At 66.4% G+C, this 24791-nt stretch carries 28 protein-coding genes (1 of these 28 cut by a window edge); 23 read left to right on the top strand and 5 right to left on the bottom strand.

Translation table 11 applies throughout. The annotated features are described in order from the left end of the window. Positions 1-15: 15 nt before the first annotated feature. Positions 16-429: a flagellar basal body rod protein FlgB gene (gene flgB, locus A4F85_RS21020; RefSeq protein ID WP_013800365.1), complete on the bottom strand. Its 414-nt coding sequence runs from the start codon at positions 427-429 to the stop codon at positions 16-18. Positions 430-663: 234 nt separating this feature from the next. Between flgB and flgA the strand changes: the two genes are divergently transcribed. The 3 genes from flgA to A4F85_RS21005 all read left to right on the top strand — a co-directional run bounded on the left by flgA (position 664) and on the right by A4F85_RS21005 (position 2275). After that, complete coding sequence (flgA, locus tag A4F85_RS21015; protein ID WP_013800366.1) at positions 664-1428, top strand: flagellar basal body P-ring formation chaperone FlgA; 765 nt, start codon at positions 664-666, stop codon at positions 1426-1428. Positions 1429-1506: 78 nt separating this feature from the next. Beyond that, positions 1507-1827 (top strand): flagellar biosynthesis anti-sigma factor FlgM, encoded by a 321-nt coding sequence (gene flgM, locus A4F85_RS21010; protein ID WP_012202567.1) that lies wholly within the window; start codon positions 1507-1509, stop codon positions 1825-1827. A 76-nt stretch (positions 1828-1903) separates the two neighbouring features. After that, positions 1904-2275: a hypothetical protein gene (locus tag A4F85_RS21005; RefSeq protein ID WP_012202568.1), complete on the top strand. Its 372-nt coding sequence runs from the start codon at positions 1904-1906 to the stop codon at positions 2273-2275. 438 nt (positions 2276-2713) lie between these two features. Here A4F85_RS21005 and fliE read toward each other — a convergent pair whose 3' ends face one another. Beyond that, the gene (gene fliE, locus A4F85_RS21000) at positions 2714-3031 is read right to left on the bottom strand and encodes a flagellar hook-basal body complex protein FliE (RefSeq protein ID WP_013800367.1); all 318 of its coding nucleotides are present in this window, start codon (positions 3029-3031) and stop codon (positions 2714-2716) included. Positions 3032-3208: 177 nt separating this feature from the next. Between fliE and fliF the strand changes: the two genes are divergently transcribed. The 13 genes from fliF to fliR all read left to right on the top strand — a co-directional run bounded on the left by fliF (position 3209) and on the right by fliR (position 14814). Beyond that, on the top strand, positions 3209-4918 hold the full coding sequence (gene fliF, locus A4F85_RS20995; RefSeq protein WP_063327630.1) for a flagellar basal-body MS-ring/collar protein FliF: 1710 nt from the start codon (positions 3209-3211) through the stop codon (positions 4916-4918). Positions 4919-4945: 27 nt separating this feature from the next. Then, positions 4946-5941 carry a flagellar motor switch protein FliG gene (fliG, locus tag A4F85_RS20990; RefSeq protein ID WP_012202571.1) on the top strand — a complete coding sequence of 332 codons (996 nt, stop codon included), beginning with the start codon at positions 4946-4948 and terminating at the stop codon, positions 5939-5941. After that, positions 5934-6845: a FliH/SctL family protein gene (locus tag A4F85_RS20985; protein ID WP_063327629.1), complete on the top strand. Its 912-nt coding sequence runs from the start codon at positions 5934-5936 to the stop codon at positions 6843-6845. Before fliG ends, A4F85_RS20985 begins: the two co-directional genes overlap by 8 nt. Next, on the top strand, positions 6835-8277 hold the full coding sequence (gene fliI / locus A4F85_RS20980; protein ID WP_012202573.1) for a flagellar protein export ATPase FliI: 1443 nt from the start codon (positions 6835-6837) through the stop codon (positions 8275-8277). The genes A4F85_RS20985 and fliI overlap by 11 nt, the downstream gene beginning before the upstream one ends. A 65-nt stretch (positions 8278-8342) precedes the next feature. Continuing rightward, positions 8343-8807 carry a flagellar export protein FliJ gene (gene fliJ / locus A4F85_RS20975; RefSeq protein ID WP_063327628.1) on the top strand — a complete coding sequence of 155 codons (465 nt, stop codon included), beginning with the start codon at positions 8343-8345 and terminating at the stop codon, positions 8805-8807. A gap of 3 nt (positions 8808-8810) precedes the next feature. After that, positions 8811-10322, top strand: coding sequence for a flagellar hook-length control protein FliK (locus A4F85_RS20970; protein ID WP_063327627.1), 1512 nt, complete (start codon positions 8811-8813; stop codon positions 10320-10322). 252 nt (positions 10323-10574) lie between these two features. Further along, on the top strand, positions 10575-11150 hold the full coding sequence (locus A4F85_RS20965; protein ID WP_012202576.1) for a flagellar basal body-associated FliL family protein: 576 nt from the start codon (positions 10575-10577) through the stop codon (positions 11148-11150). Positions 11151-11168: 18 nt separating this feature from the next. After that, positions 11169-12173 carry a flagellar motor switch protein FliM gene (gene fliM, locus A4F85_RS20960; RefSeq protein ID WP_012202577.1) on the top strand — a complete coding sequence of 335 codons (1005 nt, stop codon included), beginning with the start codon at positions 11169-11171 and terminating at the stop codon, positions 12171-12173. Beyond that, positions 12163-12594 carry a flagellar motor switch protein FliN gene (gene fliN / locus A4F85_RS20955; protein WP_013800372.1) on the top strand — a complete coding sequence of 144 codons (432 nt, stop codon included), beginning with the start codon at positions 12163-12165 and terminating at the stop codon, positions 12592-12594. The genes fliM and fliN overlap by 11 nt, the downstream gene beginning before the upstream one ends. A 10-nt stretch (positions 12595-12604) precedes the next feature. Continuing rightward, positions 12605-12940 carry a FliO/MopB family protein gene (locus A4F85_RS20950; protein ID WP_012202579.1) on the top strand — a complete coding sequence of 112 codons (336 nt, stop codon included), beginning with the start codon at positions 12605-12607 and terminating at the stop codon, positions 12938-12940. Beyond that, positions 12933-13718 carry a flagellar type III secretion system pore protein FliP gene (fliP, locus tag A4F85_RS20945; RefSeq protein ID WP_012202580.1) on the top strand — a complete coding sequence of 262 codons (786 nt, stop codon included), beginning with the start codon at positions 12933-12935 and terminating at the stop codon, positions 13716-13718. Before A4F85_RS20950 ends, fliP begins: the two co-directional genes overlap by 8 nt. Before the next feature lie 26 nt (positions 13719-13744). Next, positions 13745-14014, top strand: coding sequence for a flagellar biosynthesis protein FliQ (fliQ, locus tag A4F85_RS20940; RefSeq protein WP_012202581.1), 270 nt, complete (start codon positions 13745-13747; stop codon positions 14012-14014). Positions 14015-14043: 29 nt separating this feature from the next. Then, complete coding sequence (fliR, locus tag A4F85_RS20935) at positions 14044-14814, top strand: flagellar biosynthetic protein FliR (RefSeq protein WP_012202582.1); 771 nt, start codon at positions 14044-14046, stop codon at positions 14812-14814. A gap of 48 nt (positions 14815-14862) precedes the next feature. Here the strand turns inward: fliR and A4F85_RS20930 are convergent, their stop codons facing one another. Together A4F85_RS20930 and A4F85_RS20925 are read right to left on the bottom strand one after the other, a co-directional pair. Further along, positions 14863-15492, bottom strand: a complete 630-nt coding sequence (locus tag A4F85_RS20930; RefSeq protein WP_012202583.1) for a response regulator — start codon at positions 15490-15492, stop codon at positions 14863-14865. Between the two features lie 39 nt (positions 15493-15531). Next, complete coding sequence (locus A4F85_RS20925) at positions 15532-16680, bottom strand: hybrid sensor histidine kinase/response regulator (protein WP_063327626.1); 1149 nt, start codon at positions 16678-16680, stop codon at positions 15532-15534. A gap of 119 nt (positions 16681-16799) precedes the next feature. Here A4F85_RS20925 and A4F85_RS20920 point away from each other — a divergent pair, with 119 nt between their 5' ends. From A4F85_RS20920 to A4F85_RS20890, 7 genes are all read left to right on the top strand, one after another. Continuing rightward, positions 16800-17246, top strand: a complete 447-nt coding sequence (locus A4F85_RS20920; protein ID WP_012202585.1) for a hypothetical protein — start codon at positions 16800-16802, stop codon at positions 17244-17246. A gap of 52 nt (positions 17247-17298) precedes the next feature. Continuing rightward, positions 17299-17661 (top strand): response regulator, encoded by a 363-nt coding sequence (locus tag A4F85_RS20915; RefSeq protein WP_012202586.1) that lies wholly within the window; start codon positions 17299-17301, stop codon positions 17659-17661. 39 nt (positions 17662-17700) lie between these two features. Continuing rightward, the gene (locus A4F85_RS20910) at positions 17701-19899 is read left to right on the top strand and encodes a chemotaxis protein CheW (RefSeq protein WP_063327625.1); all 2199 of its coding nucleotides are present in this window, start codon (positions 17701-17703) and stop codon (positions 19897-19899) included. A 115-nt stretch (positions 19900-20014) separates the two neighbouring features. Then, entirely contained in the window at positions 20015-20503 is a 489-nt protein-coding gene (locus A4F85_RS20905; RefSeq protein WP_012202588.1) for a chemotaxis protein CheW, read from the top strand. Between the two features lie 26 nt (positions 20504-20529). Continuing rightward, positions 20530-21420, top strand: a complete 891-nt coding sequence (locus A4F85_RS20900) for a CheR family methyltransferase (protein WP_013800375.1) — start codon at positions 20530-20532, stop codon at positions 21418-21420. Positions 21421-21453: 33 nt separating this feature from the next. Beyond that, positions 21454-22191, top strand: a complete 738-nt coding sequence (gene cheD, locus A4F85_RS20895; RefSeq protein ID WP_012202590.1) for a chemoreceptor glutamine deamidase CheD — start codon at positions 21454-21456, stop codon at positions 22189-22191. A 15-nt stretch (positions 22192-22206) separates the two neighbouring features. Beyond that, positions 22207-23340, top strand: a complete 1134-nt coding sequence (locus tag A4F85_RS20890; RefSeq protein ID WP_013800377.1) for a protein-glutamate methylesterase/protein-glutamine glutaminase — start codon at positions 22207-22209, stop codon at positions 23338-23340. 77 nt (positions 23341-23417) lie between these two features. Here the strand turns inward: A4F85_RS20890 and A4F85_RS20885 are convergent, their stop codons facing one another. Beyond that, positions 23418-24791: the 3' portion of an ATP-binding cassette domain-containing protein gene (locus A4F85_RS20885; RefSeq protein ID WP_063327624.1), read on the bottom strand. 504 nt of this gene lie beyond the right edge of the window; the window shows 1374 of its 1878 coding nt (coding positions 505-1878); its start codon lies off the right edge, out of view; the stop codon is at positions 23418-23420.

Here is a 24791-nt window from a genome sequence, read left to right as displayed (position 1 = left end):
GTCTGTGGCGCCGGCTTACTGGCCCTGGATGGCCGACAGCATGGTCTTGGCCTGGCCGTTCAGAAAGCGCAGCGTGGCTTCGTAGCGCACGGCGTTGTCGACGAAGTTGGCGCGTTCGCGGTCCAGGTCCACGGTGTTGTTGTCCATGTTGGTCTGGGCCTGCACCGAGTAGCCGAGATGGCTTTGCGCGCTCTGCCCCGAGGCGGCGGCAGGCAGGGGAATGTGTCCGCCCTGGCTGACGCTGGCCAGCGTCATGGGCGAGGGGCCGGAGGTAACGGCCGTCAGCGCCTCGCGAAAATTGAAGTCGCGCGCCACATAGCCCGGGGTGTCGGCATTGGCGATGTTGCTGGCGATTGCACGCTGGCGCTCGGCGCGCAGCACCAGCGCCTTGCTCTGGAAGTCCAGTCGTTCAGTCATCTTGTCGAGCATGTCGGCCTCGCCCTCTGGGATTTGCGGTGATCGGTTGACGAAATGGCGGCAGCCCACGGACTGCGGCATGCGTCGATTATGGAAATCGGGCCCGAACGCTAAAGCGCGAAGAAAGCGCGTTTGCCTGCGCAGTTCGGCGCTTCGGAAAAGAGCGCTCGCCCTATATTTGCTGGCATCGCTCCAGGTGTCCCACCCATCCTGACGGGAGGCCGGAGCAAGTCAGGAGCCACAGCCATGCCGAACTTCAGCACCGCCCATTCGCCATCCGCCGTCCGAGCCCTCGCTCGCGCCGCCGCATGCGCTGCGCTTGCCGCTGGAGCGTCGCTGGCAGGCCCTGCCTTCGCGCAAAACGCTCCTGACGGTGCAGCCCAGCTCAGCCAGATCGGCCAGCGCTTTGCCGACGAGGCCCTGCAGCAGGGCATGGCCGGCGCGGGCGCCTTGCCCCTGCGCATGGAAGTGCAGATGGGCCAGCTCGATCCCCGCCTGCGCCTGGCCGCCTGCGCCAAGGTCGAACCCTATTTGCCCGCAGGCTCGCGCCTGTGGGGCCGTACCCGCCTGGGTCTGCGCTGCCTGCAGGGCGCCGTGGCCTGGAATGTGTTCCTGCCCATCACGGTCAAGGCCTGGGGGCCGGCCTGGGTGCTGCAAAACGGCGTGCCTTCGGGCCGCCCGCTGTCGGCCGACGATGCCGTCCAGGCCGAAGTGGACTGGGCCGAGGAATCGGCCGCCGTCTACGCCAACCAGCAGGACTGGGTGGGTTTGGTGGCTTCCCGCCCGCTGGCCGCAGGCCAGGCGCTGCGCCAGAACATGCTGCGCACGCCGGCCCTGTTCGCGGTGGGTGCCGAAGTGCGCGTTCTGGTCAACGGTGGTGGTTTTTCCGTCACATCGTCGGGCAAGGCCATGTCGGCCGCCGGCGAAGGCCAGACCGTGCGGGTTCGCATGGATAATGGCCGGCTCATCTCCGGGGTGGTGAATCCCGAGGGCGTGGTGCTGGTCCAGTAAAAAAACCTCAAGTTTTGTTCCAGGCAGTCGAAAGCTAGGCACAGCGCCTCACGCCGCCAGGGCGATTGGAGAATCAAGATGAAGATAGGTCAAAAACCGGAACTGCCCGCCGCTGCCTCCCAGGCCGCCGCCAAGCAGCCCAAGACAGCCAGCACCATTGCCACCGAGGAATCCTCCGCCCAGGCCCAGCCTGCCAAGGCGGCCGGTGTTCCCGTGTCGTTCTCGACCTCGGCCCGCGCACTGGACCAATCTGGTCGCGCCACGGCCGACTTCGATGCCAACCGCGTCAAGGAAATCCGCGAAGCCATTGCCAACGGCACCTTCCGCGTGAACGCCGACGCCGTGGCCGACAAGCTACTGGCCAACTCCGAAGAATTCCTCTCGCACTCGCGCGTCTGAGCGCGGGTTCGGTTCTTTCTCGGTTTTTTCCTTCCGGCGCGAGCACGCGCTTTCTTTTTTCAGCAAGGCCTGTCCCATGACTCTCAGCGAGATGCTCGATTCCCTGGACGCGGTGGTCCGGATGGTGTCCGCCTCGCTGCAATCGAAGGATGCGGTCGCGCTGGAGCAGTCCAGCACCCGGCTGCGCGATGCCATGGCGGCGTTCTCCGAGCTGGCCCGGCGCTTCAGCGCGGCCGACTGGACGCAGGAGCTGCGCGAACGCGCCCAGGCGCTGGGCGAGCAGATGGCCATGCAGCGCGACCAGCTGGCACGCATGGCCGTGGTGGCCCAGAGCCAGGCGGCGGCGCTGATTCCCCAGACTTCGGACCAGGCCACGTATGGACGCGACCTGTATGGACATCCCCATGCCGGACCGGGCAAGGCGCGCATCTACCACTCGGCCAGCTGAAGCCGCGTCCCTTTTTTCTCTCTTCTCTCTCTCTTCTTTCTTCCCGCTGCTCAACCCTCCGGCATCCGTGCCCGAGGGTTTTGTCTTTTCCGGGCTGGGATTCGGTTGAATGAATCTGCGCAGCGGGCGCAGACATGGCTGCAGCTCGGGCGTACCCATCCATGCGCGGGATGAGGCTGCGCTTGGTCAAAGAGGTGGAGGCGGGGAATGCTTGATGGCCGTGCGCAGGAAGGGCGGCCAGGAATGAGGGACGGCCAGAGGCCAGATCCGGGGAAAACGAAGCAAGGACCCTGAAGACGGCAAGATCCGAAATGCGCGGAAATGACGCTGCCATGCAATGGCAATGCAATGGCAATGGCAATGGCGCGCGCAAATCCCGTTCGGTCTGCGGTCTGCGATCCGAGGAGGCAAAGAGGGTCCGGCTGGGGCCGGACGTCCTCACACCTGCATGTTCATCACGTCGGTATAAGCCTGCACGAGCCGGTTGCGCACCTGCATCGTGGCCTGGAAGCCGATCTGCGCCTTTTGCATGGCGATCATGGTTTCTTCGAGGCTGACGGCCGGGTTCTCCAACTGCACCTCACGCTGCAGCTGGCTGGAGTTGTTCTGGGCTGAACTGACGGACTGCAGCGCGCCTTGGAGGGCCTGGCTGAAGCCGCCAGCCGCCACTTTGGTCGATGCGTCGCCTGCGCCCACGCCTTTGGGGAGCTGGGTGCCGTACAGGGGAGAGGTGGTACTGGGGATGCGAAGGTCCATGACACATTCCATCGGAGTTAGCAAGATGACGAGATCGTAGGGCGGCAGGGTTTTCGCATCGCGGCAAATAGACGGCCAAACGGCGCGCTTATCGGGCGAATGTGAAGCGGCGGACTTCGAATAATCGACAGCACGCTAGGGTCCTGTGTGTGCAGGGCTCGAACACCTGGAACCAAGATGTCTGCTGTCGCTGAAATCCCTGTCCCTCAAGCCACTCCCGTGCCCCAGCCTGCCTTGCAGCAGCGCTGGACGGCCATGGACCGTGGCGCGCGCCTGCGTTGGGGCGCGATCGCCGTGCTGCTGGTCGTCGCCCTGGGTGCGGCGGCCATGTTCTACCGCCAGCCGGACTACAAGGTGCTGTTCTCCAACCTGAGCGACAAGGATGGCGGCGCCATCGTCGCCCAGCTGTCGCAGATGAACGTGCCTTACCGCTACACGGAAGGCGGCGGTGCCATCCTCATCCCGTCCGACCGCGTGCACGATGTACGCCTGAAGCTGGCCACCCAGGGCCTGCCCAAGGGTTCGGTGACGGGTTTCGAGCTGATGGAGAACAGCAAGTTCGGCATCACCCAGTTCCAGGAACGCCTCAATTTCCAGCGCGGCCTTGAAGGCGAGCTGACGCGCTCCATCCAGGCCCTGGCCGCCGTGCAAAGCGCACGCGTGCACCTGGCCCTGCCCAATCAGAACGGCTTTTTCCGCGAGCAGCAAAAGCCCTCGGCCTCGGTGCTGCTGAGCCTGTACCCGGGCCGCGTGCTGGACCGCACGCAGATCGCGGGCATCGTGCACCTGGTGGCCTCCAGCGTGCCCGAGATGGCGCCCACGGCCGTGAGCATCCTGGACGACTCGGGCAAGCTGCTGTCGCAGTCGCCCGACGGCAACGCCAACGCCGTGGACATGCAGCAGCTGAACTACACCCAGCAGATCGAGCAGCAGTACGTGCGCCGCATCCTGGAGATCCTGGAGCCCGTGGTCGGCAAGAACAATGTGAAGGCGCAGGTCTCGGCCGAGATGGATTTCAGCCAGACCGAATCGACTTCGGAGCAGCACCGCCCCAACCAGTCCTCCGACGCGGGCGTGGTGCGCAGCCAGCAGGTGGTGGAAAGCTCGGGTGAGCAAAAGCCGCCCCAGCCCACGGGCATTCCCGGCGCCACCAGCAACCAGCCGCCCCAGAACGCTTCCGCGCCCGTCAACGGCGCCAATCCCGCGCCCCAGGCGGCCGACGGCCAGAACGCCGCCCGCGCTGCCAGCAAGCGCGAGTCCATCACCAATTACGAAGTGGACAAGACCGTGCGCCACACACGCGGCAGCACGGGCAGCATCAAGCGCCTGACGGCCGCCGTGGTCATCAATGCGCCCCTGGTGGCTGCCCCTGCGCCGGCCGCTGCCGGTGCGGCCGGTGCGGCAACCGATGCAGCCACCGTCGCTGCCGCCGCACGCGGCCTGACGGCGGCGCAGCAGGCGCAACTGCTGACCCTGGTGCGCGAGACCGTGGGCTACAGCGCCGAACGCGGCGACTCGGTCAACCTGGTCAGCACGCCCTTTGTGCAGGACGAAGTGCCCGCCGATGTGCCGCTGTGGCGCCAGCCCGAAGTGCTGGCCATGGCCCGCAGCCTGGGCGTGCCCATCGGCCTGGCCCTGTTCGGCGCCATCTTGCTGCTGGGCCTGGTGCGACCCATGCTCAAGGGCCGCAAGACGGTGGCCGTGGGCGGACAGCTCAATGCCATCGAAGGCGAGCAGCTGGACCGTCCGGCGCTGGCTGCACCCGCTGTCGATCTTTCGCCCACGCAGGAGCAAGTGCGCCTGGAGCAGGCGCGCCAACTGGCCAAGCAGAACCCGATCGCGGTGGCCAACATCGTCAAGACCTGGATCAACGGCGAGGCCACCTGAGCCTCTCAAAACACGGATTGCTGAGATATGGACGAACGAGGCCTGAACGACGCCGCCATCTTGCTGGTCTCCCTGGGCGAGGAGGAAGCGGCCGAGGTGTTCAAGCACCTCACCCCGAAGGAAGTGCAAAAGCTCGGCGAGACCATTGCGCACATGCGCGGTGTCTCGCGCGAGAAGGTGGACTTCGTCATCAACCGCTTTGCCGATGACGCGGCCGCGCAAAGCCTGCTGGTGGACGACGCCAGCGGCTATGTGCGCTCGGTGCTCAAGCGCGCCCTGGGCGACGACAAGGCGGCGCTGCTGATCGACCGCATCCTGCAGGGCGGCGATGTCTCCGGCATCGAAAGCCTCAAGTGGATGGACCCGCTGTCCGTGGCCGAACTGCTGCGCGGCGAGCATCCGCAGATCGTGGCCGCCATCCTCGTGCACCTGGAGCACGAGCAGGCCGCTGCCGTGCTGATGCAGCTGCCCGAGCGTTTCCGCAGCGAAGTCATGCTGCGCGTGGCCACGCTTGAAGGCATTCAGCCGACCGCGCTCAAGGACCTCAACGAGGTGCTGTTCCAGGTGCTGGCCGGCGGCGACAAGATCCGCAAGACCTCGCTGGGCGGCGTCAAGACGGCGGCCGAGATGATCAACAACCTCGGCGGCAACGCCGACGTGGCCGTGCTGGACACCATCCGCAACTACGACCCGGACCTGGCCCAGAAGATCATGGACAAGATGTTCGTGTTCGACGACCTGGTCAAGCTGGACGACCGCTCGGTGCAGCTGGTGCTGCGCGAGGTGGTGTCCGAGACGCTGATCATCGCGCTCAAGGGCGGTTCGATGGAAGTGCGCGACAAGATCCTGGCCAACATGTCCATGCGTGCCGCCGAGTCGCTGCGCGAGGACCTGGAAGGCCGCGGCCCGATGCGCCTGTCCGAAGTGGAAGCGCAGCAAAAGGAAATCCTGAAGGTGGTGCGTCGCCTGGCCGAAGAAGGCCAGATCACCATCGGCAGCGGTGCGGAAGACAGCTATGTCTAATGGCATGAACTCGCGCTTCATCCCTTCCGAGGAGATCGACGAGCGCCAGGTGGTGCAGTGGCGCTTCGGCGCCGTGGACCACATGGGCGGCCTGAAAAGCCTGCCCAGCCTCGCGGGGCTGCCGGACATCCAGGGTGCGCCCGCCGCATCCGGTGCCCAGGCTGCGCATGGCGGCGCGGGCATGGCGCGCGCGCCTGCTTCCTCGTCGGGCTTTCACAGCCTGTCGCTGCCCGGCCGCTCCGATGCGCCCCGGCTGGAGGCCGACTCCATGGTGCTGGATGTCGAAGCCGACACGCCGGGCGCCCTGGCCTCCACCGCCCCCGCAGTGGATGAGGAACAACTGCATGCCCTGCTGGAACAGGCACGCGCCGAAGGCCATGCCGAGGGCCTGGAGCAGGGCCGCCAGGAAGCCCAGCAGCAGTGGCAGCAACACATGGATGACTATGTCTCCGGCACAGGCCGCGAGACGGCGCAGCGCGTGGACGCGCTGCTGTCCGGCCTGGATGCCGGCTTCAAGCAGCTGCAGACGGATGCAGCGCAGGAACTGCTCAACCTGGCCTGCGACATTGCGCGCCAGGTGGTCCGCCAAGAGCTGCGCAGCCAGCCCCAGGCCCTGTTGCCCGTGGTGCGCGAGGCGCTGGACATGCTGGCCGCCGACGGCCGCGCCGCCACCGTGCGCCTGAACCCCGCCGACTTCGCCGTGCTGGACGAGGCGCTGCGCGCCGAGCATGGCGCCCAGTCCAAGGTGCAGTGGATCAGTGACGCCTCCGTGGCCCAGGGCGATGTGCGCGTGGAATCGGGCGGCGCCCAGGTCGATGCCGGCATGGACAAGCGCTGGCGCCGCGCCGTGGCCGCGCTGGGCCTGGTCTCCACCTGGTATGACGGAGAACGCGATGCCGGTTGACGCCCCGCTGGCCGACGCCGCCAAACTGACCCCCGAGCCTGCCGCCAGGCCCTGGCAGCAACTGCTGTCCAATGCCCGCGCCCGCCTGCAGGGCGACATTCCCCTGGAAACCCACGGCACGCTCACGCGCCTGACCGGCCTGGTGCTGGAGGCCACGGGCCTGCAGGTGCCCGTGGGCTCGCAGTGCTGGATACGTCAGCAGGGCCAGGACCCGGTGCTGGCAGAGGTTGTCGGCTTTGCCGGCGAGCGTGCGTTTCTCATGCCTGCGGGCGACATCCAGGGCCTGTCCAGCGGCGCCATCGTGACGCCGGCCGAACCCTTTGTCGCACCGCTGCGCTTTGGCGACGGTGTCGAGCCGCCCGTGTCCCTGGCGGCCGGCGTGCTGCGCCTGCCCATTGGCAGCGGCCTGCTGGGCCGTGTCGTGGATTCGCAGGGCCAGCCCCTGGACCATGGCGGCCCGCTGGCCGACGTGAGCGCCGATCTGCTGGACCGCAACCCCATCAACGCCATGGACCGCGACCCGGTGCGCGAGACGCTGGACACCGGCGTGCGCTCGCTCAACGCCCTGCTCACCGTGGGCCGGGGCCAGCGTCTGGGCCTGTTCGCGGGCTCGGGCGTGGGCAAGTCCGTGCTGCTGGGCATGATGGCGCGCTACACCCAGGCGGACGTGATCGTGGTCGGCCTGATCGGCGAACGCGGCCGCGAGGTCAAGGAATTCGTCGAGGACATCCTCGGTGCGCAGGACCGCAGCCGCGCCGTGGTCGTCGCCGCCCCGGCCGATGCGCCGCCGCTGCTGCGCATGCAGGGCGCCGCCTATGCCACGGCCATTGCCGAGCATTTCCGCGACAAGGGCCAGCATGTGTTGCTGCTCATGGACTCGCTCACCCGCTATGCCATGGCCCAGCGCGAGATCGCCCTGGCCATTGGCGAGCCACCGGCCACCAAGGGCTATCCGCCGTCGTGCTTTGCCAAGCTGCCGGCCCTGGTCGAGCGCAGCGGCAACGGCCTCAACGGCGTGGGCTCGATCACGGCCTTCTACACCGTGCTGTCCGAAGGCGACGACCAGCAGGACCCGATTGCCGACGCGGCGCGCGCCATTCTGGACGGCCACGTCGTGCTGTCGCGGGCGCTGGCCGAGTCGGGCCACTACCCGGCCATCGATATCGAGCAATCGGCCTCGCGCGTGATGCACAACGTGGTCTCGCGCGAGCACTTCGAGCTGGCACGGCGCTTTCGCGCTGTCTATTCGCGCTACCAGAAGGGGCGGGACCTGGTCCAGGTCGGTGCCTACATGGCGGGCTCTGACCCGCAGATGGATGAGGCGATACGCCTGCAGCCGGCCATGGCGGCCTTTCTGCAGCAAAGCATGTTCGAGTCGGCTTCCATGGACGAGAGCATCTCGGGCATGGCTGCCGCACTCGGTGGGCAGTGACGCGGCGACGCGGCACTGCCAAAACGCGACCAACGCGATAACGAACACAGGGAGGAAACCCCGGTATGTCGTCCTTGAATGCCTTGATAGTGGCCATCGATGCCGCGTCGCGCAAGCGTGACGAGGCGCGCCAGGCGGTGCAGGAGCGCCTGCGCTCGCAGCAGGCCGCGCAGACGCAAATGGAGCAGCTGCAGCACTATGTGCAGGAAATGCAGACGCGCTGGGGCGCGCAGGAAAACCAGTCCGTGCAGCCCGAGGTCATGTTCCACCAGTACCAGTTCATGGACCGCCTGCAGCACGCCATCGGCCTGCAGACGCGGGTGCTGGCCGACCTGGCGATCCGCCTGGAGGCCGCGCAAAAGGCCTTGATGGCCTGCGAGCTGCGGGTCAGCAGCCTGCGCAAGGTCGTCGAGGTGCGCCGCCGCGATCTGGCGCTGAGCCAGATGCGCCGCGAGCAAAAGGAGACCGATGAACGTGCGGCCATCCAGTTTTTCCGTCGCAGCTTCGGGCTGACATTCCAGGAGGCTTGACGCATGTCCACCAACCAGATCGAACAGCGCGCCGAAGCGCGCAGCGCCATGCAGCGCGCCATGGAAGGCGTTCGCTCCGCGCGCGGCACGCAGCCGCCCTCCAACGACCAGGCCGCAGGCTTTTCTTCGTTGCTGGCGGCGATGGACGGCATTGGCGGATTGCCGGCGCTGGCCTCGGGCGCCCTGGGCCAGGCCTTGGGCGAGGACGGCAGCGCCGCTCTTTCCGCGCTGTCCAGCCTCAAGGGCGCAGCCAAGGACGGCCTGAAGGATGCCGCAGACCTGCTGGCCGATCCCGGCCTGGCGCAGGGCCTGCTGCAGCAGCCGCAACTGCCGCTGCAACCGCAGGCGGAGCCGACCGATATGACCACCTCGGCGCAGGCCGATGCCATGGCGCTGGCTGCCAACGGCCAGGCGCCCTGGCTCAGTCTGGTCGGGCAGACCGCCCATCTGGACGGCAAGGGCGACCGCGACATGCTGCAGGGCGTGGCGGGCGACTGGCTGTCCGGCCGGGGCAGCGCTGCCATGATGGCCCTGCGCCAGGAGCAGGGCGCTGTGGCGCACGCGGCCTTCCTGGCTCCGCAGTCCGCAGCCGGTGATGCCGCAGGCACGGCGCTGGCCACGGCCAGCGCCAATGCTGCGGCCCTGGCTGCCGCTGCGGACCCCAATGCGGCCGGGGCCCTGACCGATGGCGCTGCGCGCCGTACCCAGGCACAGGCCCAGGCCGCCGATGTGCTGGCCGCCGTGCAGTCCGATGCGGCACTGACGGCCGCCGCCGCACGCACGGCAACCACCGCCCAGGCCACGCATGACCACACGCCCCAGGCCCTGGCGGGCGGTGTGCGGCAGGACGTGGCCCTGGCGTCGGGCATTGCGCTCAACGGCATGGCCGCAGTGCGGCCCGAAGAATGGCGCGGCCTGTTCGAGCGAGCCCGGGAGGGCGGCACCGCCTCCACGGAGTCGGCGGCGAACGGACTGCACGGCGTTGCGGCTGCCGTGGGCGCCGCCCATGCCGGCCAATCCCTGGGCCAGCAGGCGGCCGGCCAAAATGGCGCGGCCTTTGCCCAGCCCGACGCCCAGGCCCAGCCAGGCAACTCCACCGAGCGCGAGCAGCAGGTGTCCGAGCAGGTGGCCTTCTGGGTCCACAACAAGAACCAGAACGCCTCGCTGTCTGTGGAGCATGAGGGCCGGGCCATCCAGGTGCAGGTCAGCCTGCAGGGCAACGAGGCCCATGTGCGCTTTGGCGCCAGCGAAGCCCAGGCGCGTGACTGGCTGGGCAATGGTGCCGACCAGCTGCGCGAGCTGCTGCAGGCCCAGGGCCTGCAACTGGCCGGCGTCAGCGTGGATGCGGGCGGCCAGTCCGGCAGCGGCGATTCGGCAAGACAGGGGGCGGACGCCCAGGCGCGCCAGGGCCGCGTGAGCGCCATGGTCGATGCCGCCGGTGTCACGGGCGGCAATGGTGCCGCACAGGCCGGCGGTGGCCGCGCGGCAGCGGGCGGGGTGGATCTGTTCGTCTGATTCTTCCTGCGCTTCCTGCGGGGCGGCGCATGCGCCGTTCAGGGTTTTCACAACAGGCCGGGTGGCGACAAGCTGCCCGGCCTGTGGCGTTTGAGGGCCATCAAGCCAGCGAGAAACCGGGGTTTCATGCGCTTATTCAGGCCATGGTCCGGGGTCCAATCGCCGAATAATTCCTGCCATGGGCCTGCTGCGTCATGGCGCCGCGCATGAAGCGCGAGCGCGTGGCGGTCCCGCTCACCCAGAGGAATTCCAGTGTCTGCCACACCCAATGCCGCCAACAATGCAGCTCCCGCCCCGGCCAAGGGCAAGAAGCTGATCGTGCTGATCGTCATCATTGCCGTCCTGGCCATAGGCGCGGCCGCTGCCTTCATCCTGCTGTCCAAGCGCCACAGCAGCGGCGATGAGGAAGAAGGCAGCGCCAGCAAGGCGGCCGTGACCGTGCCCACCTTCCTGCCGCTGGACAACCTGGTGGTCAATCTGTCCGATACGGGCGGCGACCGCTTCGTGCAGATCGGCATCACGCTGGAGCTGGCCGATGAGAAGACCGCCACCACGGTCAAGCAATACCTGCCCAGCATCCGCAACGGCATCCTGATGCTGGTGTCCCAGCGCACGGCCGAGGAGCTGCTGGAGCGCGAAGGCAAGGAGCGCCTGGCCGCCGACGTGCTCAACGAAGTCTCGGCCCCGCTGGGCTACGGCAACCAGGCCAAGGCCAAGAAGCGCAGCCGCGACGAGGATGCCGAGGACGAAGACGGCGAGCGCCGCCGCTCCTCCGCTGGCAAGAACCCGGTGCGCCGCGTGCTCTTCTCCAGCTTCATCATCCAGTAACCGGGGAGGCCAGGCGCCATGAGCGATTCGTTTCTCTCCCAGGAAGAAGTCGATGCCCTTTTGGAGGGTGTGACCGGCGAGAGCCAGAAATCCACGACCGAGGAGGTCGAGGCGGGCATCATCCGCCAGTACGACATCTCCAGCCAGGAGCGCATCGTGCGCGGGCGCATGCCGACGATGGAAATCGTCAACGAGCGCTTTGCCCGCAACTTCCGCATCGGCCTGTTCAACTTCATCCGCCGCAGCCCCGAAGTGTCCGTGGGCACGGTGTCGGTGCAGCGCTACAGCGCCTTCCTGCGCGAGCTGGTGGTGCCCACCAACTTCAACATCGTCGCCATCCGTCCGCTGCGCGGCAGCGGCCTGGTGGTCTGCGACCCCTCGCTGGTGTTCGGTGTCATCGATACGCTGTACGGCGGCACGGGCCGGCTGCAGACGCGTATCGAAGGACGTGACTTCTCGCACACCGAGCAGCGCGTGATCAACCGCCTGGTCAACGTGATCTGCGAGGAATACAAGAAGGCCTGGCACGGCATCTATCCGCTGGAGCTGGGCTACCAGCGTTCGGAGATGCAGCCGCAGTTCGCCAACATCGCCACGCCCAGCGAAATCGTCGTGTCCACGGCCTTTCAGCTGGAGATCGGCGACATCTCGGGCTCCATCCACATCTGCATGCCCTATGCAACGCTGGAGCCCATCCGTGATGTGCTGTATTCCTCGACACAGGGCGACTCCATCGAAGTGGACCGCCGCTGGGTCAAGGTGCTCAAGCGCGAGATCCAGGCCGCCGAGGTGACCCTGGTGGCCGAACTGGCACGTGCCGACGCCACGGTGGAGCAGCTGCTGGCCATGCGCCCCGGCGATTTCATCGAACTCGACCGCGAGCCGCTGATCCGCGCCTCCATTGGCGGCGTTCCGATTTTCGAGTGCCAATACGGCACTCACAACGACAAGTACGCAATCCGCGTCGAGAACTGCCTGCGTGGCGCCGACGCTGGCTGGATGGGAGAAAACAATGGCAACTGAAGATACGCAAAAGCCCGCTGGCGATGATCCGTTCTCGGGCTGGGCAGAGGCATTGGACGAGCAGCGCGAGCGCGACGCCAAGCTGGAAGAGGAGCAGGGCGGCCCGCTGACGGGCGAGCCCGTGCGTCCCTACGCCGGTGGCGGCGATGTGCCGGTCAACGACATCAACATGGTGCTGGACATCCCGGTGCAGCTGTCGGTGGAGCTGGGCCGCACCAAGGTGCCGATCAAGTACATCCTGCAACTGGCCCAGGGCTCGGTGGTCGAACTCGACGCACTGGCCGGCGAGCCCATGGACGTGCTGGTCAACGGCTACCTGATCGCCCAGGGCGAGGTGGTGGTGGTCAACGACAAGTTCGGTATCCGCCTGACCGACGTGGTCACGCCGTCCGAGCGCCTGCGCCGGGTCAGCCGTGGCTGAGAGCGCTGGCATGGGCCCGCTGTGGCCGACCCTGCTCACGGTGGTGGCCCTGGTCACGGCCATGGCCGCTCTGCCCTGGCTACTGCGCCGCTTCCAGCAGCGCACGGCTGCGCTGCGCGGTGCCGCCGGCCTGCAGTCGCGGGTGCTGGGCGCCGTGGGCGTGGGCCCGCAGCAGCGGGTGGTGACGGTGGAAGTGGGCGAGGGCGCGCAGACCGTGCGTCTGGTGCTGGGCGTCACGGCGCAAAGCATCCAGTGCCTGCATGTGCTGCAGGCCCCTGCCCCTGCTGATTTTTCGGCTGCGATGGCGCAAGCGCGCAGCCTGCCTGCGGACGGTGCGAATGTCTGAATATTCCTGCAAGCGCCCGGCGCGCACGCTGAGCCAGGCCGCTGGCGCCGCAGCGCTGGCGCTGTGCTGCGCCACGCCCCTGGCCTCCTGGGCACAGGGCGCGCCCGCCAGCCTTCCGCTGGTCATCGGCCAGGGCAGCGGTGGCACCAGCTTTTCGGTGCCCATCCAGACCCTGCTGTTCTTCACGGCGCTGTCCTTCCTGCCGGCCATCCTTTTGATGATGACGGGCTTCACCCGCATCGTCATCGTGCTGTCGCTGATGCGCCAGGCGCTGGGCACGCAGTCGGCGCCGCCCAACCAGGTGATCATCGGCCTGTCGCTGTTCCTGACGCTGTTCGTCATGGGCCCCACCCTGGACCGCGTGTACCAGGAGGCCTACGTGCCCTACACCACGAATGCCGTGACCTTCGAGCAGGCCATTGAGAAGGCCGAGGCGCCCATGCGCGACTTCATGCTCAAGCAGACGCGCCAGTCGGACTTTGCGCTGTTCGCGCGGCTGGCCAAGCTCGATGCAGGCGTCACCAGCGAGACCGCACCGCTGCGCGTGCTGGTGCCCGCCTTCGTGACCAGCGAGCTGAAGACCGCGTTCCAGATCGGCTTCATGATCTTCATTCCCTTCCTGGTCATCGACATGGTCGTGTCCTCGATCCTGATGTCCCTGGGCATGATGATGCTGTCGCCCGTGCTGGTGGCCCTGCCGTTCAAGCTCATGCTCTTCGTGCTGGCCGATGGCTGGAACCTGCTCATAGGCTCGCTGGCGGCCAGCTTCGCCGTCTAGCCCCGCTCTTTTTTGGAAATCCTTCCATGACCTCCCAATACGTGCTCACCTTCGGCCGCGAGGCACTGACCTTGCTGCTCATGATCTCCATGCCCGTGCTGGGCGTGGTGCTGGCCGTGGGCCTGGCCGTCAGCGTCTTCCAGGCGGTGACCCAGGTGCATGAGGCCACGCTGGCCTTCGTGCCCAAGCTCATCTCCGCCGTGCTGGTGTTTGCCATTGCCGGTCCGTGGATGCTGAGCACGCTGGTGGACTTCATCCGCCGCACCATCGAGACCATTCCGCAGGCGGTGGGCTGAGCCCTGCGCCGCGCACTGGAAACGCCACTGTGATCACCTTCAGCGAAGCCCAACTGGTGGCGTGGCTGTCGCCCGTTCTCTGGCCGTTTCTGCGCGTGCTGGCCATGTTCTCCGTGGCCCCCGTGTTCTCGCAGCGCGTCATTCCCATGCGTCTGAAGATCGGCCTGGCCTTTCTGGTGGCGGTGTGCGCGCAGCCCGTGCTGGGCGACCAGCCCGTGATCGGCATCAACTCGCCGCAGGCGCTGGGCACGCTGATTCAGCAGGTCGGGGTGGGGCTGGCCGTGGGCTTTGCCGTGCGCCTGGTGTTTGCCGCCGTGGAGGTGGCGGGTGAGGTGGTCGGCCTGCAGATGGGCCTGAACTTCGCCAGCTTCTTCGATCCGACCACGAATGCCCAGCTCAGCGCGGTGGCGCGCTTCATGGTCCAGATTTCCACGCTGCTGTTCATCGTCATCAACGGGCACCTGCTGGTGCTGATGGCCGTGCTCAAGAGTTACGAGGCGTTTCCTGTGGACGGCAGCTTCCTGCAGGCCATCAACCAGATGCGGCTGCACGAGATGGGGGCGGCGGTCTTCGCCAGTGCCTTCTGGATCGCCCTGCCCATGGTCGCCATGCTGCTGTTCGTGAACCTGGTGCTGGGCATCATTTCGCGCGTGGCACCGCAGATGAACATCTATGCCGTGGGTTTTCCGGTCACGCTCACCGTGGGCCTGACGGGATTGATGGCCACGCTGCCGCTGCTCGAGCAGCCCCTGGTCGCCTTGCTGCAGCGCGGCATTGCGGTATTTGGCACTTCAATGTAAGCAGTTGTGAAAAACAACAGATTTACAGGCCTGTCGGCCGCAAAAGCCTCAGATCAGCTGGTTGTGGATGGCGTAGGCCGTGAGTTCGGCATTGCTGCTCATCTGCAGTTTTTCCAGCACGCGCGCCCGGTAGACGCTGACGGTCTTGGGGCTGAGCATCAGCTCGGTGGCGATGTCGGTCAGCCGCTGGCCGGCCGCGATCTTGATCAGCGTCTGCAGCTCGCGCTCGGACAGGCTTTCATGCGGCACCTGGGGTGCGGGCTGGGCCAGGCTGTCGGCCAGCATCTGGGCTACTTCGGACGTCAGGTACTTGCGCCCCGTGGCCACGGTGCGCACCGCCTCGATCAGCAGCACCGGGTCGCCTGCCTTGTTGGCGTAGCCCTGCGCGCCCGCCTTCAGGCAGCGCAGCGCGTACTGATCCTCGGGGTACATGGAGACCATGAGCACCTTGATCAGCGGATGGGTTTCGCGCACGCTGGCCAGGGCTTCCAGGCCACTGCGGCCGGGCATGTTGATGTCCAGCAGCAGCACGTCGCAGGTGGCGGTGCGCAGCTGTTCGCGCAGCTCGGCATAGCTGCCTGCTTCGGCGGTGACGCTGATGTCCACTGCCTCGGCCAGGGTGTCACGGATGCCCCGGCGCAGCACCGCATGGTCGTCGCACAGCACCACGTGGATCAAAGTCGGCCTCCTGGAAAAAGGGTCACGCCGCCATGGCGTTCAGCATTCATTGCCCGGGATATTAGGGCAAGTGCCGCCATCGTCCAGCGGAATGGAGACGATGACCGAGGTTCCTCGCCCGGCTTGACTGCTGACATCCAGCCAGCCCTGAACGGTGCGCGCACGCTCGCCCAGACCGCGCAAACCGAAGGATTCGGGCTTGTCGCGCGCGCCTTCGGCCAGGCCCACGCCGTCGTCCGTCACCTCCAGCGTGAGAAAGCCTTCGCGGTCCGAGAGATCGATGTCCACATGGCGCGCCTGGGCATATTTGCCGACGTTGGTCAGCGCCTCCTGGGCCGTGCGGTAGGCCACGACCTGGATGTCGGGCGCGATGTCCATGCTCTCGCGGCTGCTGCGCACCCGGGTGGGCACGCCCGTGCGGCGCTCGAAATTCTCGGCCAGCCATTGCACGGCGGCCACCAGTCCCTGGTCCAGCACGGGCGGGCGCAGGTTCATCATGATGCGCTGGCTTGCACCCAGCGCATGCTCCAGCATTTCCAGCGCGGCCAGCGCATGCTCGCGCAGTCCGCCCTCGGGCGCATTGCGCGCAATCCAGGCCACATCGAACTTCACCGAGGTCAGCGAGCCGCCGATGTCATCGTGGATCTCGCGGGCAATGCTGGCGCGCTCGCGCTCGGTGGAGGTCTGCAGATGCTCGGTCAGGTCGGCCAGGCGCCGCTCGGACGCCGCCAGCTCGGCCGCCGCGCGGCGGCGCGCCAGGCGGGCCTCGTGCACTTCCAGCGCATGCGAGACCACATGGGGCAGGCGCGTGATGTGGTCCTTGAGCAGGTAGTCGCTGATGCCCTCGCGCATCACGTCCACGGCGGCCGACTCGCCGATGGCGCCGGACAGCAGCACAAAGGGCGGATGCCCGGGCTGGCTGCGCACCAGCTCCCAGGCGTCCAGCGCCGTGAAGCCGGGCAGGTGGTAGTCGGCCAGGATGAGGTCGAATGCCTGGCTCTGCAGCGCGGCTGCGGCATCATCGAGCAGGTCGACCGCGACAATCTCGCAGACCAGCCCGCCGCGCAGCAGGCTCAGCCGCGCCAGCGCCTGGTCGGCCGCCGAATCCTCGATGTGCAATATGCGCAAGGGCTTGTGCGGTGGTCTGGCATCCCCGAGGGCGCTATCATGAGATACATTTTGGAACATAAATGCAAGTGGTCGTGTATATCAAGGGATGCGCTGCATTCCTGGGGACGATTGACAAGGGCTGGCCATGCTGCAGAGCATGGCGAACATTGGGCTGAAACGCTGGTGGTGGAGTAACAATGCAGTCAATGCACAAGCCTTCGGGCGAGCCTGCCGTCCCCATGCCCGTCATGGTGGCCGCAGACCTGCAGGATGCCTTGCTGGTGGCGATGCGCGATCTGCAGCGCCTGGAAGGCCTTCTCAATCATGCAACGCAGAACCTGCTGGACCGTTTCGACGAGACCCACGGCCAGCTGGCCGGTGAGGCGCTAGGCGCCTTGCCCGAGCTGGACGCCGCGCGGTCCACGCTTCGGTTGGCGGTGACCGAGTTGCAGTTTCACGACATGTCCTCCCAGTTGATCGCCCATATTACGAAGATTTTGCAAGGCTGCGCGTTCCAGTTGGCCGCAGCCACCATGGGCGTGGACGAGGGGGAGGACGATTCCCTGGGCCTGCCGGCGATACCCGACCGGCCCAATCCCGTCACGCAAAGCGAGATGGATGCTGGCTCGGTCGAGCTGTTCTGACCACTGACCATGCACTCTTCTACCTTTTATTGCCCGTCTGTTGGAGCTATACATGCGATCGATTCTGGCTGTTGATGATTCCCCCTCGATGCGAAAGATGGTGGCGTTCACCCTCGCAGGGGCGGGATTTCGCGTTGTGGAGGCGGTTGACGGCGTGGATGCGCTCGAGAAGGCACAGCTCGAACAAGTCGACCTGGTGCTGGCCGACCAGAACATGCCGCGTCTGGATGGCATCGGTCTGACCCGCAAGCTGCGCGAAGACCCCAAGTTCCAGAACACGCCGATTCTCATTCTCACCACCGAATCCAGCGATCAGATGAAGCAGGCCGGACGCGCCGCGGGCGCCACGGGCTGGCTGGTCAAGCCCTTCGATCCAAACCGTTTGATCGAAGTCATTCAGAAAGTAATGCGTTGAGCCGATAAGTACGGGCAACAGGAAACAGCAGGACCAAAGATGGCGGATCTACACCAGGATGGGGCAGGAGCGGGCGCAGACTTCGACCTGAGCCAGTTCTATCAAATCTTCTTCGAAGAAGCGGCCGAGAACCTCGACCAGATGGAGCAGATGCTGCTGAATCTGGATCTGTCAGCGGCCAATGACGAGGAACTCAACGGCATCTTCCGATGCGCGCACTCGATCAAGGGCGGGGCGGCCACCTTCGGCTTTGCCGACGTGACCGAGCTGACACACCGCATGGAGTCGCTGCTCGACCGGCTGCGCCGGCACGAGATCACACCGATTCCGGAGATGGTCGATGTGTTGCTGGAGTCGGCTGATGCCAGCCGCAGCCTGCTGGCACGCCACCAGGCCGGCAACGAGGGCGAGGCCCTGTCCACCACGGATCTGGTGGCACGCATCGAGACGCTGGCGGAAGGCCGCAGCGCCGTACCTGCAGCGGCAGCGCCGGCTCCCGCACCGACCCCGGCTCCAGCCCCTGTGGCTGCGCCGGCGCAGGCTCCGGCCCCGGTTGCTGCAGCACCTGTCCCGGGCGGCGCCGTCGGCACGGCACCCAGCAGCGGCGGACGTTCGCTGCATATCCTGATCGGTCCGCTGGAGCGCCTGGAGATGGCCGAGGCCATCAAGGAGCTGTTCCGCGACATTCCCGGCCTGGGACGCATCGAGGACCTGGCCTGCGATCAGCCGCAAAGCCGCCTCTTTGACGTGCAGACCTCGTCCACCGACGACGACCTGCTCGATCTGTTCGCCTTCCACGTGGCCAAGGAGCAGGTCCGCATCACGGCGGCCGGAGCCCCTGCCGAGGCAGCACCCGCAGCGGTGGCGGCGCAAGCCCCGGCCGCTGAAGAGCATGCGCACGACCCCGATGCCGCCCTGGCCTCGGCCGCCATTCCGCCTGCCGATGAGGCCTATGGCTTCTTCAACGGCGCGCCCGGCATGCCCCAGGCCGATGGCGCGCTGGCCATCCAGCCGGCCGGCGCCGTGGCCAAGCCCGCCGCCAAGACGGCGGCCCAGACGCAGCAGGCGCAGATGGAGTCCACCAGCATCCGCGTGTCGGTGTCCAAGGTCGACCAGCTCATCAACCTGGTGGGCGAGCTGGTCATCACCCAGGCCATGCTGGCGCAAAACAGCCACGGACTGGACGCATCGGCCTACCAGCAACTGCTGGCAGGCCTGGCCGACCTGGATCGCAATACGCGCGATCTGCAGGAATCGGTGATGTCCATCCGCATGATTCCCATGTCCACCGTGTTCAGCCGTTTCCCGCGCATGCTGCGCGACCTGGCCGGCAAGCTGGGCAAGAAGATCGACCTGATCACGCTGGGCGAGGCCACGGAGCTGGACAAGGGACTGGTCGAAAAGATCACCGACCCGCTGACCCATCTGGTGCGCAACAGCGTGGACCACGGCATCGAAATGCCCGAGGACCGCCTGGCGGCCGGCAAGTCCGAGCACGGCACGCTGACGCTGGCAGCCTCCCATCAGGGCGGCTCCATCGTCATCGAGGTGCGCGACGACGGGCGCGGCATGAACCGCGAGCGGATTCTGCAGAAGGCCCGCGAGCGCGGCATGGATGTCTCGGACAACATGCCCGATCAGGATGTCTGGCAGCTGATCTTCGCGCCGGGCTTCTCCACGGCCGACGTGGTCACCGACGTGTCCGGGCGCGGCGTGGGCATGGACGTGGTCAAGCGCAATATCGCGGCGCTGGGAGGCTCGGTCGAGATCGAGTCCACCCAGGGCAAGGGCATGCGCGTGGCCGTTCGCCTGCCACTGACCCTGGCCATCATGGATGGCATGTCGGTCGGCGTCAGCGACGAGGTCTACATCCTGCCGCTGTCCTCGGTGGTCGAGTCCTTCCTGGTCAAGGCCGAAGACGTGAACACCGTGGCCAACGGCACGCAGCTGGTCAAGGTCCGCGACGAGTACATGCCCGTGTTCGCGCTGGAAAAGACCTTCCGCGTGCCGCGCAGCGACACCAGCCAGTCCAGCAACATCATGGTGGTGGTCGAGTCCGACGGCAGCCGCGTGGCCTTGCTGGTCGACGAGCTGCTGGGCCAGCACCAGGTGGTGGTCAAGAACCTTGAATCGAACTACCGCAAGGTGCCCAACGTTTCGGGCGCCACCATCCTGGGCGATGGCACGGTGGCGCTGATTCTGGACACCGGCGCGCTGGTGCGTCGTGCACGCCACTGAACGGGACAGGGATACCTGACCACAATCGACGGCGCCGCAGGCAGTGCCTGCGCGCCGCCAAGAAACCATGGCCTTCGCCACCACGGCGCGGGCCCGACAGTTGAGGAGCTGAGCAATGAGCGTGATCGCTAAGACCGCAGAAGGCGTCGCCACCGGCGCGCGCGAGTACCTGACCTTCCGCCTGGACCAGGAGGAATACGGCATCGACATCCTGAAGGTGCAGGAAATCCGCGGCTACGAGCCGCCGACCCGCATCGCCAATGCGCCGGAATTCATCAAGGGCGTGGTCAATCTGCGCGGCACCATCGTGCCCATCGTGGACATGCGGCTGAAGTTCAACTGCTCCCAGGTGGAATACAACAGCTTCACTGTCGTCATCATCCTGAACCTGCGCAACCGCGTTGTGGGCATCGTGGTGGACTCGGTCAGCGACGTGATGGAACTGGCTCCCGAAGCCGTGCGCCCCGCGCCGGACATCGAAAGCGCCATCGACAGCGGCTGCATCCTGGGCCTGGGTTCCGTGGGCGAGCGCATGCTCATCCTGCTGGACATCGAAAAGCTCATGAACAACGTGGACATGGGCCTGGTCGCCTCGGTCGACTGAGACCCGTTCTTGCACTGAGCGCCCTCATGCGATCCGGCTCATCCAATGCGGCACTGGCCGCACGTCCCGTCGCCGACGACGGGGATGCCAACGGGCCCCTGGCCCAGGGGCGCGAATTCGAATGGTCGTCGCGGGACTTTGCCCGCGTACAGGCGTTGATCTACCAGCGGGCCGGCATCAGCCTGCACGATGGCAAGCACGCCATGGTCTACAGCCGCCTGTCGCGGCGCCTGCGCGAGACGGGCTACGACAGCTTCTCCACCTACCTGGACTGGCTGGAGTCGCAGTCCGACGGCGTGGAGTGGCAGGAGTTCGTGAACGCGCTGACCACCAATCTCACGGCGTTCTTTCGCGAGCAGCACCATTTCGAGATCTTTGCCCAGCATCTGCGCAGCAAGCCGGCCGGCACGGCCTGGAAGGTCTGGTGCAATGCTGCCTCGACCGGGGAAGAGCCTTACTCCATCGTCATGACGGCGCTGGAAGCGCTGGGTGCCACGCCCAGCTTTCAGCTGCAGGCCAGCGACATCGACTCGCGCGTGCTGGACACGGCATCGGCCGGCGTCTACCGCGCCGAAAGCATCAAGGGCATGAGCGCCGAGCGCCTGCACCGCTTTTTCCTGCGGGGCAAGGCCGGCAATGCGGGCCTGGTGCGCGTCAAGCCCGAACTGCGCCGCCTGGTGGAGTTTCTCAACGTCAACCTGATCCGTGACGACTGGCCGTTCCGCGACCCCTTCGACGTGGTCTTCTGCCGCAACGTGATGATCTACTTCGACGCGGCCACGCAGCGCCGCGTGCTGGAGCGCATCCACCGCGTGATGAAGCCCGGTGGCCTGTTGTTCGTCGGGCATGCCGAGAACTTCAGTGAATCGCGCGATCTGTTCACGCTCAAGGGGAAGACCGTCTATGAGCGCCGCTGACGCAGGTCCTGCCGCACGCCAGGGGGTGCTCCCATGATCGGAGACCGCCCTGCCTTCGCACCGCCACCGGCGCCCTCGGAGCGTCGCCGCATGCCGCGCATCAACAGCTATACCGCTGCAGACTATCCGGCGCCGGGCGATCCGGTGCCGCGTTCCTCGCTGGAGCAGCTCAAGCGCCAGCAGCGCTACCCTGGCGAGGCTTCGTTCTTCTATTACGACCCGCATTTCCAGCACAACGCCGTCAAGGTCCTGCCCGGCGAATACTTTGTCTCCAACGAGGACGTGATCCTGGTCACCGTGCTGGGCTCTTGCATCTCGGCCTGCATCTGGGATCGCACCATGCGCGTGGGCGGCATGAACCATTTCATGCTGCCCGACGGCGACTCTGCCGATGCATCGGGCCGCTACGGCTCGTACGCCATGGAGTTGCTGATCAACGAAATGCTCAAGCTCGGTGCCCGGCGCGAGTCGCTGCAGGCCAAGATCTTCGGCGGCGGGCAGGTGATGCACAACTTCACCACCATGAACGTGGGCGAACGCAATACCGCCTTCGTCACGCAGTACCTGCAGACCGAACGCATCCCCATCGTCTCGGAGGATGTGCTGGATATCTACCCTCGCAAGGTGGTGTTCTTCCCCGCCAGCGGCAAGGCCATGGTCAAGCGCCTGGCACATGCCCATCCGGAGGAGCTGGTACAGCAGGAATTCACACGCGGCAATGCAGCCGTCGTGGCACGCAATACGGCAGGCGGCTCGGTCGACCTGTTTTGAGGAAGGTTCGAAGGAATGGACAGGAAAATCAGGGTGATCGTGGTGGACGACTCTGCGCTGGTGCGCAGTCTGCTGTCCGAGATCATCAATCGCCAGCACGACATGGAATGCATCGGCTCGGCCAATGACCCACTGATCGCACGCGAAATGATTCGCGAGATGAATCCCGACGTGATCACGCTCGATGTGGAAATGCCGCGCATGGATGGCATCGACTTCCTGGGCCGGCTCATGCGCCTGCGTCCGATGCCGGTGGTCATGATCTCCACGCTGACCGAACGCGGCGCCGAGGTCACCATGCGTGCACTGGAGCTGGGCGCCATCGACTTCGTGGCCAAGCCGCGCGTGGGTGTCTCCAACGGCCTGCAGGAACTGGCCGCGCAGATCGTGGACAAGATCCGCGTTGCTGCCGTGGCCCAGGTACGGCGTCTGCCGGTCGCTCCCCGCAGTGCAGCCTCTGCCGCAGGCAGCGCGGCAGCGCCGGTCGCTTCCTCTGCAGGTTCGGCCGTGCCGCGCCAGGCTGCGCCGACGTCGCTGCTGGGGCGGCTTTCCACGGAGAAGCTGGTTGCCATCGGCGCCTCCACGGGCGGCACCGAGGCCATCCGCGAAGTGCTCACCCATCTGCCGGCCGACTGCCCGGCCATCGTCATCACCCAGCACATGCCGCCGGGCTTCACCACCAGCTTCGCGGCCCGGCTCAACAGCCTGTGCCAGATGACCGTGAAGGAAGCGCAGCACGGCGAGCGCCTGCTGCCCGGTCATGCCTATATCGCCCCGGGTGGCAAGCATTTCTCCGTGCAGCGCAGCGGCGCCAACTATGTCGCCGTGGTCGATGACAGCCCGCCGGTGAATCGCCACAAGCCTTCGGTCGAAGTGCTGTTCAAGTCGGTGGCCGCCTGCGCGGGCCGCAACGCCTACGGCATCATGCTCACCGGCATGGGCGCCGATGGTGCGGTCGCCATGCGCGAAATGCGCGATGCAGGCAGCTACAACCTCGTGCAGGACGAGGCCAGCTGCATCGTCTTCGGCATGCCGCGCGAGGCCATCGCCCACGGCGCTGCCGACGAAGTGCTGCCCCTCAACCAGATCGCCGCCGCCTTGCTGGGCAAACTGCGCATAGGTTCGGACCAGGTGCACCACCGCATCTGAGCGCAACGGCCGGCTCTGGCGGCCTCCATGAAAAAAAGAGCGCATGGCGCTCTTTTTTTGTCAGTTCGACACGGTGCTTACTCGGACAAGGCGCTCCAGCGCTCCAGTGCCTCCATCAGCTGCTCATCGATCTCGCCATCGCGCTGGTGCAACTGAACGGCGCGGGAGTTGTCGTTGGCATACAGCGAGCCGTCGGCCAGGGACTCGCGAATGGATTTCTGCTCCGCCTCCAGCGATGCAATGGTCTCGGGCAACTGATCGAGCTCGCGCTGCTCCTTGTAGCTGAGCTTGCGCTTGGGCTTGCTGTCGCTGCGCACCGCCGTCGGCTTGGGCTCTTCCTTGGCAGGCTTGGGCTGTGCAGCCTCGGCCAGATCCTGGCTGCGGCGCGACTGGTCCAGCCAGTCCTGCACGCCGCCTTCGTATTCGCGCCACTTGCCCGGCCCTTCCCAGGCAATGGTGCTGGTGACCACGTTGTCCAGGAAACTGCGGTCATGGCTGACCAGGAACACCGTGCCGTCGTAGTTCTGCAGCAGGTCTTCCAGCATCTCCAGCGTCTCGATATCGAGGTCGTTGGTCGGCTCGTCCAGAACCAGCACATTCGCGGGGCGGGCAAACAGGCGTGCCAGCAGCAGGCGGTTGCGTTCGCCGCCGGACAGTGAACGCACAGGAGAGTGAGCGCGTGCCGGAGAGAACAGGAAGTCCGACAGATAGCTCTTCACGTGCTTTTTCTGGTTGCCGATCTCTATCCACTCGCTGCCGGGGCTGATGAAGTCCTCCAGCGTGGCATCCATATTGATCTGGTGCCGCATCTGGTCGAAGTAAGCCACCTGCAGATTCGCACCCAGCCGCACGTTGCCGCTGTCAGGCGCCAGTTCGCCCAGAATCATCTTGAGCAGCGTCGTCTTGCCGGCACCGTTGGGCCCGATCAGTCCCACCTTGTCACCGCGCAGGATGGTGGCGCTGAAATGCGAGACGATCTGCTTGTCGCCAAAGGACTTGGCCACATCGGTCAGCTCGGCCACGATCTTGCCCTGGTAGCCATCGCCCCGGCCCGAGGCAATGTCCATCTTCACCCCGCCCAGCACATCGCGGCGGGCAGCGCGGTTGGCCCGCAATTGCTCCAATCGGCCGATGCGGCTCTGGCTGCGCGTGCGGCGCGCCTCCACGCCCTTGCGGATCCACACCTCCTCCTGGGCCAGCAGCTTGTCGGCCTTGGCGTTGATCACGGCTTCCTGGGCCAGCTGATCTTCCTTGGTTTGCTGGTACTGAACGAAATTGCCGGGATAGGAGCGCAGCGTTCCACGATCCAGCTCAACGATGCGCGTGGAGACGCGGTCCAGGAAGGAGCGGTCGTGGGTAATGGTCACCACGCTGCCCTTGAAGTTCAGCAGCAGCTCCTCCAGCCACTCGATGGCATCCAGGTCCAGGTGGTTGGTAGGCTCGTCCAGCAG

Origin of the sequence: Delftia sp. GW456-R20 (assembly GCF_001622915.1) — a bacterium.
GTDB lineage: Bacteria > Pseudomonadota > Gammaproteobacteria > Burkholderiales > Burkholderiaceae_C > Comamonas > Comamonas acidovorans.
The sequence above is the reverse complement of the archived record's forward strand: the minus strand, read 5'-3'. Positions and strand labels throughout refer to the sequence as shown.